Below are 16000 nucleotides of genomic sequence, written 5' to 3'. Positions count from 1 at the left end.
AAATGAGAATTTACTAGAATCAAAACTTCATTCTCTGCTACCTCCCAAATAAATTGTATGTTTGAAAAGTAATAACTTTTGTATATGTTTGATTTATTTTTGTATTACGTAAAACTAGGGCTCTTTCATGTACTGGACGTAAACGCATATGATCATGTAATCTATTTTATTGTACTCACCATTCCCTATACATTTAAAGATTGGAAAAAAGTCTTAGGTCTGGTTACCGTTTTTACGGCTGGCCATACGCTCTCTCTATTAGCTTCTATTTATGGATGGATTAGTATTAAAAGTGTACTAGTAGAATTTTTGATTCCACTTACAATTGTATGTACGGCTGCATTCAATATTATTACAGCAGGAAAGTCTGTAGGCAATGAACGTTTTATTATCATGTATTTTATTACTACATTTTTTGGGCTTATACATGGTTTAGGGTTTTCAAATTATTTTAAGGAAATTGTTGCTGTAGACAATGCAAAATTAGCACCCACCCTAGAATTTGCATTGGGTATAGAACTTGCACAAATCTTAGTAGTTGCTGCTGTTCTCGCCTTAAGTTTTTCAGGAGCTACTTTGTTAAAACTGAACAAAAAAGAATGGACACTGGTAGTATCTTCAGTGGTATTAGGGCTTGCCATTCCTTTATTGATAGATACTTTTCCATAAAAAAATTAATTAGTGTTCACATTATAGTGCTTAGTGAGTTGACAACACATCTATAAATGCTTTCGTAATCTTACGTACTACTAATTCTGGGTGTTTGAGAATAAAGAAATGGTTTCCTGGTACTTCACTAAAATGACAGGGATGACTAGTTTCACGTTCCCACATTTTCACTTGCTCACGAGTAGTTTTATCAAGCCCGTCCCCAAACTCATCTGTACCCATTGCAATAAAAATTGGCACAGGTAGCGGTGTTTTCAACGGTTCATATTTATACTCTTCAATCATTTTAAAATCCGCACTTAATATTGGGTAATACAACTCTAAAAGCTCAGCATGGTCCAGTATTTCTTCTGGCAATCCTCCTATTTCCTTTACCTTTTCCCAGAATTGTTTTGGAGGCAAACCTGCTCTTTTTTCAGAATCCCTTGCTCCCGGGGCTGCTCTTCCCGTAAAGTATAAACAAGCAGGTAATGGTAGCTGTAGCTCAATCAATTTCTTGGTAAGTTCATATCCTAGTAAAGTACCCATACTATGTCCGTATATCATGTAGGGTTCTGAAGCAATAAGAGGCTTTAGCTGCTCCAACAAATCCTGAGTTGCCTCTTCTATAGTTTCTAAAACATTACTCCCAAATCTTCTACCCCTTCCCGGGAGTTCCAAAGTGATCCATTCAATACCAGAAGGAATGTACTTTTTAAAAGCTCTAAATCCATTTTTATCTCCTCCCGCAAAAGGAATTCCAATAATCTTCATAATTCATTCTTTTAGAAATGCAAAAAACGTAATTTACAATAACTTATCATAAAATTATGGCTGCTTTTATAGAAGATATTCCTCTAAAAAGAATTGTTATTTTGTAATTCTTATCGGCACAAACTATCTAAACTCTTTACGGATTTGCTTTTTATTAATCTAACTAAGATCCACATTTGTAAAAAGCTGAATACAATTTGTACCCATTTCTACTTTCATAAAGACAATTGCCGTTTCAAAATCAAGTGAAGCTTAAGAACATATTTGCTTAATCTCTAGTTTGAAATTAATCTTAGTTATTTTCACCTAATTATAATTTAGTAGAGATCAAAATTTTGACGATCTTCTATGCATATAGATTTTTTAAGCTATCTATTATGACAATAATTTAAGATGATTGTTTTGTTCATGATATTGATTTTTAAATGATTTTTAACTTTAAGCGGTTGTTATTGGACGGTAAAGCAAGTATATTCGTTACTATTAAGGAGAAACACGTTTATTTTAAATATTCAAATCTCTTTAACAACAAATGCATTAAATTAAAAATTTATCTGTAACATCAGATAATTGAATAGATGTCGGGCAAAAAACAACTTAAATACGACAGGGCTTACTTAAGAATGGCTCGAGAATGGGGTAAATTATCTCATTGCCAACGCAAACAGGTAGGAGCAATTATTGTAAAAGATAGAATGATTATTTCTGATGGCTATAATGGCACTCCAACAGGTTTTGAAAATCCTTGTGAAGATGAAGAAGGTTACACAAAGTGGTATGTTTTACATGCAGAAGCAAATGCTATTTTAAAAGTAGCTGCTTCCACTCAATCCTGTAAAGGAGCCACGCTGTACATAACCTTATCTCCTTGTAAGGAATGTAGTAAACTAGTACATCAGGCAGGAATTACAAGGGTTGTATATGAAAATGCCTATAAAGACAATTCAGGATTACAATTTCTAAGTAAAGCAGGCGTTCAATTAGAACATGTTTCGGACTTAGATTATTAGATTAAATAAATGCCAAACAAAAAAGATTATTATTGGCTTCCATTGGTTATTGCAGGGTGCATTGCACTGGGCATATTTATTGGTGGTAAATTGAGGTTTCATGATACTCCAGAAAAACTTTTTACGACCAACTCAAAGAAAGATAAACTCAATAGGCTCATTGATTATATAGATTATGAATATGTTGATGATGTAAACACAGATAGTATAGTAGACATTACTGTAAACAACATTCTAAATAAGCTTGACCCACACTCCGTATATATCCCTAAAAAGGATATGCAAAAAGAAACGGAAAACATGAAAGGTGATTTTGTAGGCATTGGAGTAAGTTTTTATATGTATAAAGATACGCTCACCGTTATTCGCTCTATAGAAGGCGGACCAAGTATCAATGCGGGTATTAAAGCAGGAGATCGTATACTTACAGCAAATAATGATACTATTTATGGTAAAAACATGAGGAGTGAAGATATTGTAAGTTTGCTTAAAGGAAAGCCAGATACAAATGTGAGTCTAGAGGTTTTTCGCCCTAGAACTCAAGAAAAATTAGTTATCGAGGTTACCAGAGCACTGGTCCCTATAAAAAGTGTAGATGCATTTTATATGCTCACGGATATTTTGGGATATATTAAAATCAACAGATTTGCAGAATCTACTTATAGAGAATTCAAAAAGGCGCTTACTGAACTTAAAGCAAAAGGAGCTTCTCAACTAATCTTAGACCTAAGAGATAATCCTGGAGGTTACCTTGGCATTGCAGAGCAAATTGCAGATGAGTTCTTAGAAGATGATAAATTAATACTCTTCACTAAAAATAAAAAAGGGGCTATAGAAAAAAGTTTTGCCACTAGGAAGGGAGATTTTGAAAATGGAGAAGTATTTGTACTTATTGATGAAAAATCTGCATCTGCTAGTGAAATAGTAGCTGGAGCCCTACAGGACAATGACAAAGGAACCATTGTAGGCAGACGCTCTTTTGGTAAGGGCTTGGTACAAAGAGAAATGCCACTTCCAGACGGATCCGCAGTTAGATTAACCATTTCCAGGTATTATACCCCAACGGGCAGATCAATACAACGCTCTTATGAAAATGGTACAGATGATTATTATAATGATTATTATGATAGATACCAAAACGGAGAAATGAAATCTGTAGATAGCATTAAAGTTGCGGACTCTCTTAAATTTACTACGCCTAAAGGAAGAGTGGTTTATGGTGGTGGTGGAATAATTCCAGATGTTTTCGTACCGTTGACATCTAATAGAGAAGAAGAATCATTAACCTATGTACTTCAATCAGGCTTTCTCTCCTACTTTATATTTGAAGAACTTGAAAAGGATAGAAATCTATTTGATGTATATGATGAAAATGATTTTATTGATTCCTATTATGTGGAAGACACCATGGTATCTAAGTTTATTGATTATGCGCAGTCTAATAAATTAGCACTCAACTTTGGAAGTTATTACGGTGTAATTAAAAAGTATATTAAAGCTACTATTGCACAACAGCTTTTTGGTTCTAATGCATACGAAAGGATAAAAAACGAAGATAATAATATGATTTTAAAGACCATTGAATTAAGTAAATCTACGAATCAATAGGTTGCTAACCTTTTTACTGTATTTAAGTTTCTTGTGGTAGCAGAAACTTGCAGCAAGCGTTCTATCCATTTATTACTAAAATTAAGCTTTCTTCCATCTTTTAAACACCACACATATACTACAGTGCCATTTACCAAATAATTTTCATTGTCATTAGAGAAAGAGTGCAGCTTGATTATATTTTCTTCAAGAGGTTTTTCTGCTAAAAAACTTACAAATATTTTTTTATGCTCAGTTAACTTAGTATAGGACGCCGGTATAGTATCTAAAATACGCAAGAAAATTTCAAAATCAATAAGAACAAAAGCCAATTCGTAATCAAAATTTTCCTTAAGAATAGTGGCTACTTTTTGTTTTAAAAGTAAATGGAATTTATTGTTCACCTCAAAAACAACATTTCCACTTTGGATATATGTTTTTACATTTAAAAACCCATGCTCCTCAAAAGCATGTCTTAAATTCGCCATCTTAATGAGGTTTCTACCACCAACATTAACCGCTCTAAGCAATAAAACATACTTTTTACTCATTCTAAGACGCTCATTGAACATTCAGAACCCTTATATTTTGTCATGAATCTTTACGTGTTTTCCATTATTCCATAATGTTAGAATATCCGTAGCTACTTGTGCACCACTTCCTGCTGCAATAGCAAACTGACTTCTTCCCCCAGCAAGAGTTCCAGCTACGTAGAGTCTTGGCTTAATAATGTAATTTTCATTTTTTAACCAGATTCTGTTTTTTTCAGGTTGTGCCATTGGATGAGGAGCCCTATATTCTTCAAGTCCTTTAATTGAGAAAAGATCTGTATACCCAACTGCGACTACAACAATTTTGGATTTATAGGCACTTTTATTGGTTATAACGTTAAAAAAAGCTTCTTCTTCGCTAATTGATTGCACCTTTTCTTTTTCTATTTTAATTACCTCCGGGTAAAGATCTGTGAGTTGTTGTTTTCCATACTCTAAAATTTGTTTTCCTGTAGTCCCTATTGGAATTCCTAAAACGTTATTAAAAAGAGCCGTTTGCAAATGTGAGGTTTTTTGATGCAGCACAATCGCCATAGCCTTTGAAGCTGCGAACTCTTTTTTGGCTGCAGATCCTAAAACCAATGCGCATTGCATACCAGCAGCACCTCCACCAATAATTAATACATCAAACATTAATTACCGTTTCTTAGTTTTTCTTGTATCCTTTTAGATAGGGTCATTATAATCAATAATACTATAGCACATAAGGAGGCTACAATTAGGATTAATGCAATCTGACTCTTTCCTTCTAAAGGAGCGCTAAAATCTACAATTGTTGCATTATATCCTATAAGGGCAACAGCAATAATTATTAAAATCAATGTAAAAATTTTCATAGCTTTTGAATTAATTTAATGACCACTCTTACTTTTCAAAACATGGTAAAGTTTAGAACATCTTTTTCACTTTGCAAAGATACGATATAACTCTAAAATTAAAGTTGTTAAGCCTTTTGGATTTCTATTTTTGAATGTACCTTTATCCAATGTTTCAATTAGGTAAAACTATCGTTTCAGAAGAGATCATCGAGAATGATTTTGTTTGTAATATTTCGGCTTGTAAAGGAGCCTGTTGCGTAGACGGAGAAGCAGGAGCACCCCTTGAAGAAAGTGAACTCCCCATTCTTAATACTATTTATGCTGCCGTGAAACCTTTTTTAAGACCTGAAAGTATTGCAGTTTTAGAAACAGAAGGCACTTATATAAAAGGTGAGGATGGAGAATGGGAAACTCCCTTAGTTAACGGCAATGAATGTGCCTATGTAATTTTTGATGAGAAACAAACCGCACTTTGCGGAATTGAAGAGGCATATAACTCTGGCTTAATTTCTTGGAAAAAACCTATTTCATGCCATCTATACCCAGTACGTGTTAAACAATATAAAGAATTTGCTGCTGTAAATTATCATAGATGGTACATCTGTGATGATGCCTGCAGTTTAGGTAAAGAGCTTCAAGTACCGGTTTACAAATTTGTAAAGCAAGCATTGATACGAAAATTTGGTGAGCAATGGTATGCAGAACTTGAAGAGGTGGCCAAAGATTTGAACCGATGAATAAATTTTGTTCAAAAAAGTTCAACCGTAATATTCTTAATTACGTTTTTACTATTTTGTCATCTTTCTATGGGTTAAAATAAATTTTCAGTTCAAAAAATTCATATTTCTTCCATTTTTCACATTTTCAAAACCTGATATTAAGAATTTGAAAGATTTCTACAAGATATACAATCTATTTTTGTAAGAATTTATGTTCTTATTTTAGAGTGGTTTATTTATTGTACTCATTTCGTTATGTATGAAGGGCTTTTTTGAAAATAATATTCTACTTAACAATAAGTTAACAATCTCAATATTTATCACTACGCACTTTACATTTCAACAACTCATGTTAAAAACTTTGTATTATTATCAAGCAAACAAGCTTTCAAATCCGAGTACATTTTTGAATCTTTGTTAACCCGAATCATCCCAAAAAAAATTGTTGATTCCTTAAAAAATTTAAACACATGTCTGAAGCTTTTGAGCCCATTTTACAAGAAAATGAAAACCGTTTTGTAATCTTTCCAATCCAACACCATGATATTTGGGAATGGTATAAAAAACAGGAAGCTTGTTTCTGGACCGCTGAAGAAATTGATCTTCATCAGGATTTAAATGATTGGAACAACAAAATGAGTGTTGATGAGCGTTATTTTGTGAAGCATATTCTTGCTTTTTTTGCTGCATCTGATGGAATTGTAAATGAAAATCTAGCCGAGAATTTTGTCAATGAAGTACAATATTCTGAGGCAAAGTTTTTCTACGGTTTTCAAATTATGATGGAGAATATTCATTCAGAAACCTACTCATTACTCATTGATACCTATGTAAAAGATGAGGTTGAAAAAAATACTTTGTTCAAAGCAATTGAAAACTTTCCTGCAATAAAAAAGAAAGCAGATTGGGCACTTAAATGGATTGATTCACCAAACTTCGCAGAGCGTCTTATCGCATTTGCAGCTGTAGAAGGAATATTTTTCTCTGGTGCTTTCTGTTCCATTTTTTGGTTGAAGAAAAGAGGTCTTATGCCCGGACTTACTTTTTCTAATGAATTGATTTCACGGGATGAAGGAATGCACTGTGATTTTGCAGTACACTTGCACAACAATCATCTTGTTAATAAAGTTTCTAAAGAACGTATTACTGAAATTATAGTAGATGCCCTTACTATCGAAAGAGAGTTTATTACAGAGTCATTACCCGCTAGTTTAATTGGTATGAACTCTAAATTAATGACTCAATATCTTGAATTTGTGACAGATAGATTACTGGTAGAATTACAATGCCCTAAGGTTTACAATTCAACCAATCCTTTTGATTTTATGGACATGATTTCTTTACAAGGTAAAACAAACTTTTTCGAGAAAAGAGTTTCAGAATACCAAAAAGCTGGAGTGCTTAATAAAGACAATGAATCCAGTAAGAAAATTAGTTTTGATGCTGACTTTTAATTAAGCAGAACTATTCACGGGCATTAACGGCCTGGTTTTATACAATATAACAATACCTCTGTATGCTGTTCGCAGGTGTACACCTAACTAATTTTGCCTTTAGGCATAAAATAAAATATATATGTTCGTAGTAAAAAGAGATGGCCGTAAAGAACCCATCATGTTTGACAAAATTACCGCAAGGGTAAGAAAACTTTGTTATGGATTAAACAATCTGGTTGATCCTGTAAAAGTAGCTATGCGTGTCATTGAAGGTTTATATGATGGTGTTACTACCTCCGAACTGGATAATCTGGCCGCCGAAATTGCTGCAACTATGACCACTACGCATCCAGATTATGCAAGGCTTGCAGCAAGAATTTCTGTATCTAACCTTCATAAAAATACAAAAAAGTCGTTTTCAGAAACAATGACTGATCTCTATCAGTACATTAACCCTAGAACTGGTAAAAAAGCACCACTACTTTCAAATGAAGTCTATAAAGTAATTATGGATAATGCGGATATGCTGGATTCAACCATTATCTATAATCGTGATTTTGGTTATGACTTTTTTGGTTTCAAAACATTAGAACGTTCTTACCTGTTAAAACTAAATGGTAAGATTGTAGAGCGACCACAGCATATGTTGATGAGGGTTTCTGTAGGTATTCACCTTGATGATATCGATAGCGTAGTAGAAACATACGAATTGATGTCTAAAAAGTTTTTTACACATGCCACACCCACACTTTTTAACTCAGGTACACCAAAACCTCAAATGTCTTCTTGTTTTTTATTAACAATGAAAGAAGACAGTATAGATGGCATTTATGACACCCTTAAGCAAACCGCCAAAATTTCTCAGTCAGCTGGTGGTATTGGGTTGTCTATTCACAATATACGTGCAACAGGATCCTACATAGGTGGTACTAATGGAACCTCTAATGGAGTCGTACCAATGCTACGGGTGTTTAACGATACAGCTAGGTACGTAGACCAAGGAGGTGGAAAGCGAAAAGGTAGCTTTGCTATCTATGTAGAGCCTTGGCACGCTGATATTTTTGACTTTCTTGATTTAAAGAAAAATCACGGTAAAGAAGAAATGCGTGCTCGTGATTTGTTCTACGCAATGTGGATTCCAGATCTTTTTATGAAAAGAGTTGAGCAAGACAGCACTTGGACACTTATGTGCCCTAATGAATGTCCGGGATTATTTGATGCCTATGGAGATGAATTTGAAGCCATGTATCACAAATATGAATCTGCAGGTAAAGGACGAAAAACTATTAATGCAAGAGAGTTATGGGAAAAAATACTTGAATCTCAAATAGAAACCGGTACTCCTTATATGCTCTACAAGGATGCTGCGAATAGAAAGTCAAATCAAAAAAATCTGGGTACCATAAGATCTTCTAATCTTTGTACTGAGATTTTAGAATACACGTCACCAGATGAAGTAGCCGTATGTAATCTGGCTTCTATCGCATTGCCTATGTTTATAAAAAACAATGCGTTTGACCACAAAGAATTGTTTAGAGTAACCAAACGGGTAACGAAAAACCTAAACAAGGTTATTGACAGAAACTACTACCCTGTAAAAGAAGCTAAAAAATCTAATTTACGTCATCGCCCTATAGGATTGGGAGTGCAAGGCTTAGCAGATGCGTTTATTATGCTACGCCTGCCATTTACTTCTGATGAAGCCAAAAAATTAAATCAGGAAGTTTTTGAAACCTTGTACTTTGCAGCTGCAACTGCATCTATGGAACTTGCCAAAGAAGAAGGTGCCTACGAAACCTATGAAGGCTCTCCTATTTCACAAGGACAGTTTCAACACAATCTTTGGGGTGTAAAAGATGAAGAATTAAGTGATCGTTGGGATTGGGGTAAATTACGTAAAAATATAGCAAAATATGGGGTGCGTAACTCCCTATTAGTTGCTCCGATGCCTACTGCATCTACCTCTCAAATCCTAGGCAATAACGAGTGCTTTGAACCCTATACATCTAATATTTATACTAGAAGAGTACTTTCTGGAGAATTTATTGTAGTGAATCAGTTTTTACTTGAAGATCTGGTAAGACTAGGGTTGTGGAACGAAGATTTAAAGCAACAGTTAATGCGTGAAAATGGTTCCGTACAAAATATAGATGCCATTCCTGAAGACCTCAAAGAAATCTATAAAACCGTATGGGAATTAAGTATGAAAGACATCATTGACATGTCAAGACATAGAGGATATTTTATTGATCAGTCACAATCGCTTAATCTTTTCATGGAAAATGCTAACTTTGCAAAACTAACTTCTATGCATTTTTATGCTTGGAAGAGCGGACTTAAGACTGGAATGTATTATCTTAGGACCAAATCTGCGGTAGATGCTATTAAATTTACCCTAGACAACACAAAAAAATCGGAACCAGTTCCGGAAATTATAGCTACAAAAGCGACTATTAACGAAGCTCCAGTAGCAGTAGAACCTCTGACGCCCCAAGAGTTGAAAGAAATGTTAGCAAAGTCTCGCCAAAGCGAGGATGATGATTGTCTTATGTGTGGTTCTTAATTTTTAATCTGTTTGAACTTAACCAGAAAAGGGAAGTGTAATGCTTCCCTTTTTATTTACCATTTTTTATATGCAACCTATTCCATTTTAGATTGTATTCATTAATCACTAAAACCCTTCAATTTCAACACAAGCAATGAACTGGGAGCAATTACTTTCACTCAAAAGATATGGAGACAAAGCCAAACGTATTCGTAAAGAACAAGACGAAACTCGACTAGGATTTGAGGTAGATTATGACCGAATAATTTTCTCAGCAGCATTTAGAAGTCTTCAAGATAAAACACAGGTAATACCTTTGTCACAAACAGATTTTGTGCATACCAGGCTAACCCATAGTTTAGAAGTATCGGTAGTAGGTAGAAGTATCGGTAGATTGGCTGGCAGAAAAATACTTGAAAAACATCCTTACTTAAATAAAACATTCGGATACCAATTTAACGATTTTGGAGCTATTGTTGCCGCTGCCGCTTTAGCGCATGATATAGGCAATCCTCCTTTTGGCCATAGTGGAGAAAAAGCCATAGGCGCTTTCTTTAAAAATGGAAATGGAAAAAAATTTAAAGAATACTTCTCACCTATAGAATATCAAGATTTAATAGATTTTGAAGGCAACGCTAACGGCTTTAAAATACTTACAGAAACTCGTGAAGGAGTAGAAGGCGGTCTTAGATTAAGCTATGCTACCCTTGGAACGTTTATTAAATACCCAAAAGTATCCCTTCCCAAGAAACCTACCTCCCATATAGCCGATAAAAAATTTGGAATTTTTCAAAGTGATGCAAATTTCTTTAACGAAGTTGCCGAAGAATTAGGGCTTACCCCTACAGGAACCCATAAAAATATCGCTTATGCAAGGCATCCCCTAGCATTTCTAGTAGAGGCGGCAGACGACATTTGCTATACCATAATTGATTTTGAAGATGGAATAAATCTTGGGTTGATTGATGAATCTTTCGCATTAGAATACCTCATCAAACTAGTGAAAGATAGAATTAATTCAAAAAAATATGCCATGCTAACCACTACAGAAGATAGACTCAGCTATTTACGTGCTATTGCAATTAGTACTTTAATTGATGAGGCTGTAAATATTTTTATTGAAAATGAAGATGCTATTCTCGCTAATAAATTTCATACTTCATTACTAGAAAAATCATCTTTTAAGGCTCAGATTAATGATATAATCAAAGTAAGTGTTGAAAAAATTTATCACTCAAGAGAGGTTGTAGAAAAAGAGATTAATGGATACGCTATTATAAATAAATTACTAGAAGTCTTCTGTAATGCAGCAATACATACCCAACAGGGTATTGCAGATAATTATGATAAACTAGTTATGAGCCTAGTGCCCTCCAAATACCAACACAAAGGTAATTCTGTCTATCTCACCATCTTACAAATCTGCTGTTTTGTAGCAAGTTTAACCGATGGAAAAGTAACAAGATTGTATAAAAAAATGATAAAATAGGCTCCTTGTATTGTTAAATTGTTATTTTCATCGATATTTTTTTGACAAAATGTAAGTTCGTAGTACCTTATACGACTGTTTTAAATGAATTCGTAAGTTGAAATAATTTAACCTTTTCAATTGACAATTAATACATGATTAGCATATTGCAAAGTATTAATTACTTCATTTCTAGCACGACAATTAAAAAAAAACAAATGAAAAAGAAATTACTGCTAGCCCTTCTTGGGGTTGTTTCAGCTGGTATTGTATGGTTAGTATTTACTAAAAATCAAATTCAGTCCGATTCTTCTGATATTGCTCAACTTCGTAAGAATCATAAAAAATTTCTTGAGAAAAGCCCTTACCGCGAAACCAAGAAACTATCTAAAAAAGAACGAAAAGCAAGGAGACTTCCTCCTAATCGTTATTATGAAATGCTTTTTGAAAGAACAATGGATCCTTCTCTAGGTTATCCTACCTATAACGAGGTTGCCAAAATACAATCTCAAATGCTGAAAGATAATCAAGGCAAAAATAGATTTTCAAGAGTTCCAGGTGCTATTGATAATGCATGGGTGGAAAGAGGCCCTAATAATATTGCTGGTCGTGTTAGAGCCATTATGTTTGATCCTAATGACGCACAAAACCAACGTGTATTTGCGGGTGGTGTTTCTGGTGGACTTTGGGTAAATCAAAACATTACAGATGCCAATTCTTCATGGACTATGGTTACAGGTGTCCCTGAAAATATTTCAGTAAAAGAAATTATTTTTGACCCAAATGATTTAAATACTTTTTATATAGCTTCCGGTGAATCTTATGTACAGGGAGATGCTATTGGTAACGGAGTATATAAATCTTCTGATGGCGGTGCCAACTGGGAACAAATTTTTGGTGGGCCAGATGGCACATCAACACAAAATGGAGATGTTTTAAATGTTAATGGTATCTTTTATGTAAACGATATTATTGCAAGAGATGTAGGTACCACTACCGAATTGTACATTGCAGTTGGAAGTAGTCCATTTGCAAATACTGGTTTTAATGAACCTCCTTTCAACGTATTAGGTAGAGCAGATAGGGGTATTTATCGCTCTACAAATAATGGTAACAACTGGCAACGTATAAACATAACGGTAAGTGGTCAAAATATTAATGCCAACGATCTTGAGTTGGATATTGATAACAACATCTGGGTTGCCACAACTAGTGATATCTTTGGCGTCCCTGGAGGTCGTATTTATGAATCTTCTAATGGAACCAATTTTACCCTGCGTCACACAGTTCCCAATGCACAACGAACAGAACTTGAAGTCTCTTCGCAAAGTTCAGATGTATTTTACATAGCTACAGAAGTTAATAACGAAGCAGATCTCTTTATCACTACAGATTCTTTTACCACTGTAACACCACTTCCAGAACCTGATGACGCAGATACACAAATCCCCGCTACAGACTATGCGCGAGGGCAGGCATTTTATAACCTCCCTATAGAAGTTGATCCAACCGATGACAATATCCTCTACATCGGAGGTATTGATACTTTTAGGGGCGTTGTTAATAAAACGGCAAACACAGTAAGTTGGGCTCAAATATCTAAATGGTCTAATAATAACCAGCTTGCTAATTTAGATGTATCATTAGTACACGCAGATATTCATGCAATTGTTTTTAGACCTGGTAACGCAAATCAAATAGTTTTTGGGACAGATGGAGGTACTTACTATACTGCTGATGCGGCTACTAGTGGTATTGAACCTAATCAAAATATAGAACTGAGAATTACAAATCTAAATGTTACCCAATTCTATAACGGGTCAATCAATTCACAAGATTTGGGTAATGGTGACGACTTTGTAGGTGGAACCCAAGATAATGGGGTGTTAGCAGAAGTTGATCTTAATGCAGGTGTAAATGGGCTTACAGACATCTCTGGTGGTGATGGAACCTATGGTCAATTTGACGAACAAGGTGAATATTTTATTGGAGGTAGACAATTTATAGATTATTTTCTTTTTGAACTTCCTTTAACAGCCTCTTCGGACGCCTATCTATTACCAAGTCCAGACGGAGGTGATTTTATAAATGCTGCAGATTTAGATTCAAATTTGGATATTTTTTACTTCAATGCAGAAGATGCAGGAAACGAACGTATCGCAAGGTTATCAAATTTAACCAACGGAGAAGCTAATGTAGTAGAAGAATTTATTACAGACCCTAGCCTTGACGGAGAATTTATTACCGCTTTGAAGGTTTCTCCTTTTGAAACTTCCTCAACTCGCTTATTGGTAGGTACAGAAAGTAATCGTCTATTCTCTGTTGCAAATGCAAATACGGCAAGTCCTTCATGGACCGAGATTACAGGGCCTCAATTTGTGGGTAGTATTTCAGATATAGAATTTGGAGAAACCAGTAATGATATTATGATTAGCTTTTATAATTTTGGGGTAATTAGCATTTGGGTTACAGATGATAATGGTGCCACTTGGTTCCCAAAAGAAGGAAATCTTCCTAATTTACCAGTATTTACCATTCTTCAAAATCCATTAAGTAGAAATGAAGTATTGGTTGGTACTGCACTTGGTGTATGGAAAACCAGTAATTTCAATGATACCAGTCCTGTTTGGGAAGCTTCCTTTAATGGAATGAGTAATGTCTCTGTAAATGATCTAGACTATCGTGCAACAGATAATACAGTTTTGGCATGCACCTACGGTCGTGGTTTTTTTACTGGAACTTTTGAAGTGGATACTACCGCTGATGATGATTCTGATGGTGTGCCAAACGCAACAGATAACTGCCCAGATACTCCAAATGCAGATCAAGCAGACGCAGATAATGATGGTATTGGAGATGTATGTGATGATGATGCCGATAACGATGGTGTTACAGATGACAACGATCTCTGTCCTAATACTGCATCAGGAACCGTAGTAGATGTTACAGGTTGCGAAATATTCTCGCTTCCAGCTAATAACTTCGCCTTAAAAATAGAAAGTGAAACCTGTAGATCTAGCAACAACGGAAGCATTAGCATTACTGCTCAGACTTCCCTTGATTACACCGCAGTAATAACAGGTAACGGCGTAAATGAAAGTATAAATTTCACCACTACGTTTACACAAGACAATTTACAAGCGGGTGATTATGAAATATGCGTTACGGTTGAAGGAGAAGTTGGATATGAACAATGTTTTAATGTTACGATTACGGAGCCTGAAGATCTAGCCGTATTTGCAAGGTTTAGTGCGCCAGACAAAAAAGTAACCTTAACACTAGAAGGTGGTGATAATTACTATATCACCTTAAATGATATAAGTTATACCACGCAAGAAAGTGAAATTACATTGAATCTTCCTTTTACTGAAAACATACTAACAGTAAAAACAGATCAAGAATGCCAAGGTATTTACACAGAACGTTTCCTCCTAAGCGATGAAATACAATTATTCCCTAATCCATTAACCGGGAACTCATTGGAAATAAATATGGGGCAGTTTGATGATCGTCAGGTTCAGATTCAAGTATTCTCTATTAACGGACAACGAATGATCTCTAAAGACTTTGAAGTTAGTAACAGTCGTATCAATGTGCCTGTAACAAATTTATCGCAAGGCATTTATGTAGTAAAAATTGTCACTCAAAATAATTCAGAATTCAATTATAAAATTATTAGAAAATGAAAAAATTAATGCTTGTAACTATAGGTTGTATGTTTCTTTTTGCCTGTGGCGGAGGCGGTGATGGTGACGACGGAGGTGGTGGCGGTAATGTAACCCCTCCCTCTGCGGCTACCCTAATATTTCCAGAAAACAATACCGAATGTAATGAAGGTACCATTCTATCAGCTTCACAAAGTAGGGTTACCTTTAGATGGAATGCTGCCCAAAATGCAGATTCTTATGGTGTAATTCTTAGGAATCTTGAAACCAATCAATTAACTAATAGTAGCGCTACTACTAATACAAATATCGATATTACCATTTCTAGAGGCACTCCATATTCTTGGCAGGTTGAATCAAGAGCTAACGGTACTTCACAAACTGCACGTAGTGAAACCTTTAGGTTTTATAATGCAGGTGAGCCTATTGAAAATTTTGCGCCATTTCCTGCGGCGGCTGTAGCCCCAAACATTGGGGAAACTGTAGATGGCTCTTCTGGTTCCATTACTTTACGATGGTCTGGAAGTGATATTGATAATGATATTTCGCAATACGATATTTTCTTTGGTACAGCAAATCCACCAACAAATTTACAAGCCACTCAAGCAGGTACTACCTTGAATGTAAATGTTACCGCATCAACAGTCTATTTCTGGCAGGTAGTAACACGTGATGCTGAAGGTAATACATCCACTTCAGAATTATTTCAATTCAAAACGAATTAGCAGTAAGTTTACATGAGAATGAAAAAGCCATAACCTTTGTGTTATGGCTTTTTA

At 34.9% G+C, this 16000-nt stretch carries 13 protein-coding genes; 9 read left to right on the top strand and 4 right to left on the bottom strand.

Annotated features, from left to right (window positions below; genetic code table 11):
- The first annotated feature begins 84 nt into the window (after positions 1-84).
- Positions 85-669 carry a HupE/UreJ family protein gene (locus tag WBG07_RS11330; protein WP_340201387.1) on the top strand — a complete coding sequence of 195 codons (585 nt, stop codon included), beginning with the start codon at positions 85-87 and terminating at the stop codon, positions 667-669.
- A gap of 30 nt (positions 670-699) precedes the next feature.
- On the opposite strand, the gene WBG07_RS11325 is transcribed toward WBG07_RS11330, so the two are convergent.
- Positions 700-1422, bottom strand: a complete 723-nt coding sequence (locus tag WBG07_RS11325) for a thioesterase II family protein (RefSeq protein WP_340201386.1) — start codon at positions 1420-1422, stop codon at positions 700-702.
- A gap of 578 nt (positions 1423-2000) precedes the next feature.
- Between WBG07_RS11325 and WBG07_RS11320 the strand changes: the two genes are divergently transcribed.
- Complete coding sequence (locus tag WBG07_RS11320) at positions 2001-2432, top strand: deoxycytidylate deaminase (RefSeq protein ID WP_340201385.1); 432 nt, start codon at positions 2001-2003, stop codon at positions 2430-2432.
- Between the two features lie 9 nt (positions 2433-2441).
- Complete coding sequence (locus tag WBG07_RS11315) at positions 2442-4040, top strand: S41 family peptidase (RefSeq protein WP_340201384.1); 1599 nt, start codon at positions 2442-2444, stop codon at positions 4038-4040.
- Here WBG07_RS11315 and WBG07_RS11310 read toward each other — a convergent pair.
- The 3 genes from WBG07_RS11310 to WBG07_RS11300 are packed head-to-tail and all read right to left on the bottom strand — an operon-like array spanning position 4034 to position 5406.
- A complete protein-coding gene (locus WBG07_RS11310; RefSeq protein ID WP_340201383.1) occupies positions 4034-4591 on the bottom strand; it encodes a DUF1697 domain-containing protein in 558 nt (185 codons plus the stop codon). The two genes, WBG07_RS11315 and WBG07_RS11310, sit on opposite strands and share 7 nt — an antisense overlap.
- Positions 4592-4600: 9 nt before the next feature.
- The gene (locus WBG07_RS11305; protein WP_340201382.1) at positions 4601-5203 is read right to left on the bottom strand and encodes an FAD-dependent oxidoreductase; all 603 of its coding nucleotides are present in this window, start codon (positions 5201-5203) and stop codon (positions 4601-4603) included.
- Entirely contained in the window at positions 5203-5406 is a 204-nt protein-coding gene (locus tag WBG07_RS11300) for a hypothetical protein (RefSeq protein WP_340201380.1), read from the bottom strand. Before WBG07_RS11300 ends, WBG07_RS11305 begins: the two co-directional genes overlap by 1 nt.
- Before the next feature lie 149 nt (positions 5407-5555).
- Here WBG07_RS11300 and WBG07_RS11295 point away from each other — a divergent pair, with 149 nt between their 5' ends.
- The 6 genes from WBG07_RS11295 to WBG07_RS11270 all read left to right on the top strand — a co-directional run bounded on the left by WBG07_RS11295 (position 5556) and on the right by WBG07_RS11270 (position 15946).
- Positions 5556-6125: a DUF3109 family protein gene (locus WBG07_RS11295; protein ID WP_340201378.1), complete on the top strand. Its 570-nt coding sequence runs from the start codon at positions 5556-5558 to the stop codon at positions 6123-6125.
- Positions 6126-6577: 452 nt separating this feature from the next.
- The gene (locus WBG07_RS11290) at positions 6578-7561 is read left to right on the top strand and encodes a ribonucleotide-diphosphate reductase subunit beta (RefSeq protein WP_340201376.1); all 984 of its coding nucleotides are present in this window, start codon (positions 6578-6580) and stop codon (positions 7559-7561) included.
- 121 nt (positions 7562-7682) lie between these two features.
- Complete coding sequence (locus WBG07_RS11285) at positions 7683-10106, top strand: ribonucleoside-diphosphate reductase subunit alpha (RefSeq protein WP_340201374.1); 2424 nt, start codon at positions 7683-7685, stop codon at positions 10104-10106.
- 136 nt (positions 10107-10242) lie between these two features.
- Positions 10243-11577, top strand: a complete 1335-nt coding sequence (locus tag WBG07_RS11280) for a deoxyguanosinetriphosphate triphosphohydrolase (protein ID WP_340201373.1) — start codon at positions 10243-10245, stop codon at positions 11575-11577.
- 197 nt (positions 11578-11774) lie between these two features.
- Positions 11775-15242, top strand: coding sequence for a thrombospondin type 3 repeat-containing protein (locus WBG07_RS11275; protein ID WP_340201372.1), 3468 nt, complete (start codon positions 11775-11777; stop codon positions 15240-15242).
- A complete protein-coding gene (locus tag WBG07_RS11270) occupies positions 15239-15946 on the top strand; it encodes a hypothetical protein (protein ID WP_340201371.1) in 708 nt (235 codons plus the stop codon). Before WBG07_RS11275 ends, WBG07_RS11270 begins: the two co-directional genes overlap by 4 nt.
- Positions 15947-16000 lie beyond the last annotated feature (54 nt).

Source organism: Ascidiimonas meishanensis, from assembly GCF_037782385.1.
Lineage (GTDB): Bacteria > Bacteroidota > Bacteroidia > Flavobacteriales > Flavobacteriaceae > Ascidiimonas > Ascidiimonas meishanensis.
The sequence above is the reverse complement of the archived record's forward strand: the minus strand, read 5'-3'. Positions and strand labels throughout refer to the sequence as shown.

Coding starts and splice junctions, on each gene's coding strand:
- WBG07_RS11325 (WP_340201386.1), bottom strand. CDS start 1,422: ATGAAGATTATTGGAATTCCTTTTGCGGGAGGAGATAAAAATGGATTT.
- WBG07_RS11280 (WP_340201373.1), top strand. CDS start 10,243: ATGAACTGGGAGCAATTACTTTCACTCAAAAGATATGGAGACAAAGCC.
- WBG07_RS11310 (WP_340201383.1), bottom strand. CDS start 4,591: ATGTTCAATGAGCGTCTTAGAATGAGTAAAAAGTATGTTTTATTGCTT.
- WBG07_RS11290 (WP_340201376.1), top strand. CDS start 6,578: ATGTCTGAAGCTTTTGAGCCCATTTTACAAGAAAATGAAAACCGTTTT.
- WBG07_RS11305 (WP_340201382.1), bottom strand. CDS start 5,203: ATGTTTGATGTATTAATTATTGGTGGAGGTGCTGCTGGTATGCAATGC.
- WBG07_RS11275 (WP_340201372.1), top strand. CDS start 11,775: ATGAAAAAGAAATTACTGCTAGCCCTTCTTGGGGTTGTTTCAGCTGGT.
- WBG07_RS11270 (WP_340201371.1), top strand. CDS start 15,239: ATGAAAAAATTAATGCTTGTAACTATAGGTTGTATGTTTCTTTTTGCC.
- WBG07_RS11295 (WP_340201378.1), top strand. CDS start 5,556: ATGTTTCAATTAGGTAAAACTATCGTTTCAGAAGAGATCATCGAGAAT.
- WBG07_RS11320 (WP_340201385.1), top strand. CDS start 2,001: ATGTCGGGCAAAAAACAACTTAAATACGACAGGGCTTACTTAAGAATG.
- WBG07_RS11285 (WP_340201374.1), top strand. CDS start 7,683: ATGTTCGTAGTAAAAAGAGATGGCCGTAAAGAACCCATCATGTTTGAC.
- WBG07_RS11330 (WP_340201387.1), top strand. CDS start 85: ATGTTTGATTTATTTTTGTATTACGTAAAACTAGGGCTCTTTCATGTA.
- WBG07_RS11315 (WP_340201384.1), top strand. CDS start 2,442: ATGCCAAACAAAAAAGATTATTATTGGCTTCCATTGGTTATTGCAGGG.
- WBG07_RS11300 (WP_340201380.1), bottom strand. CDS start 5,406: ATGAAAATTTTTACATTGATTTTAATAATTATTGCTGTTGCCCTTATA.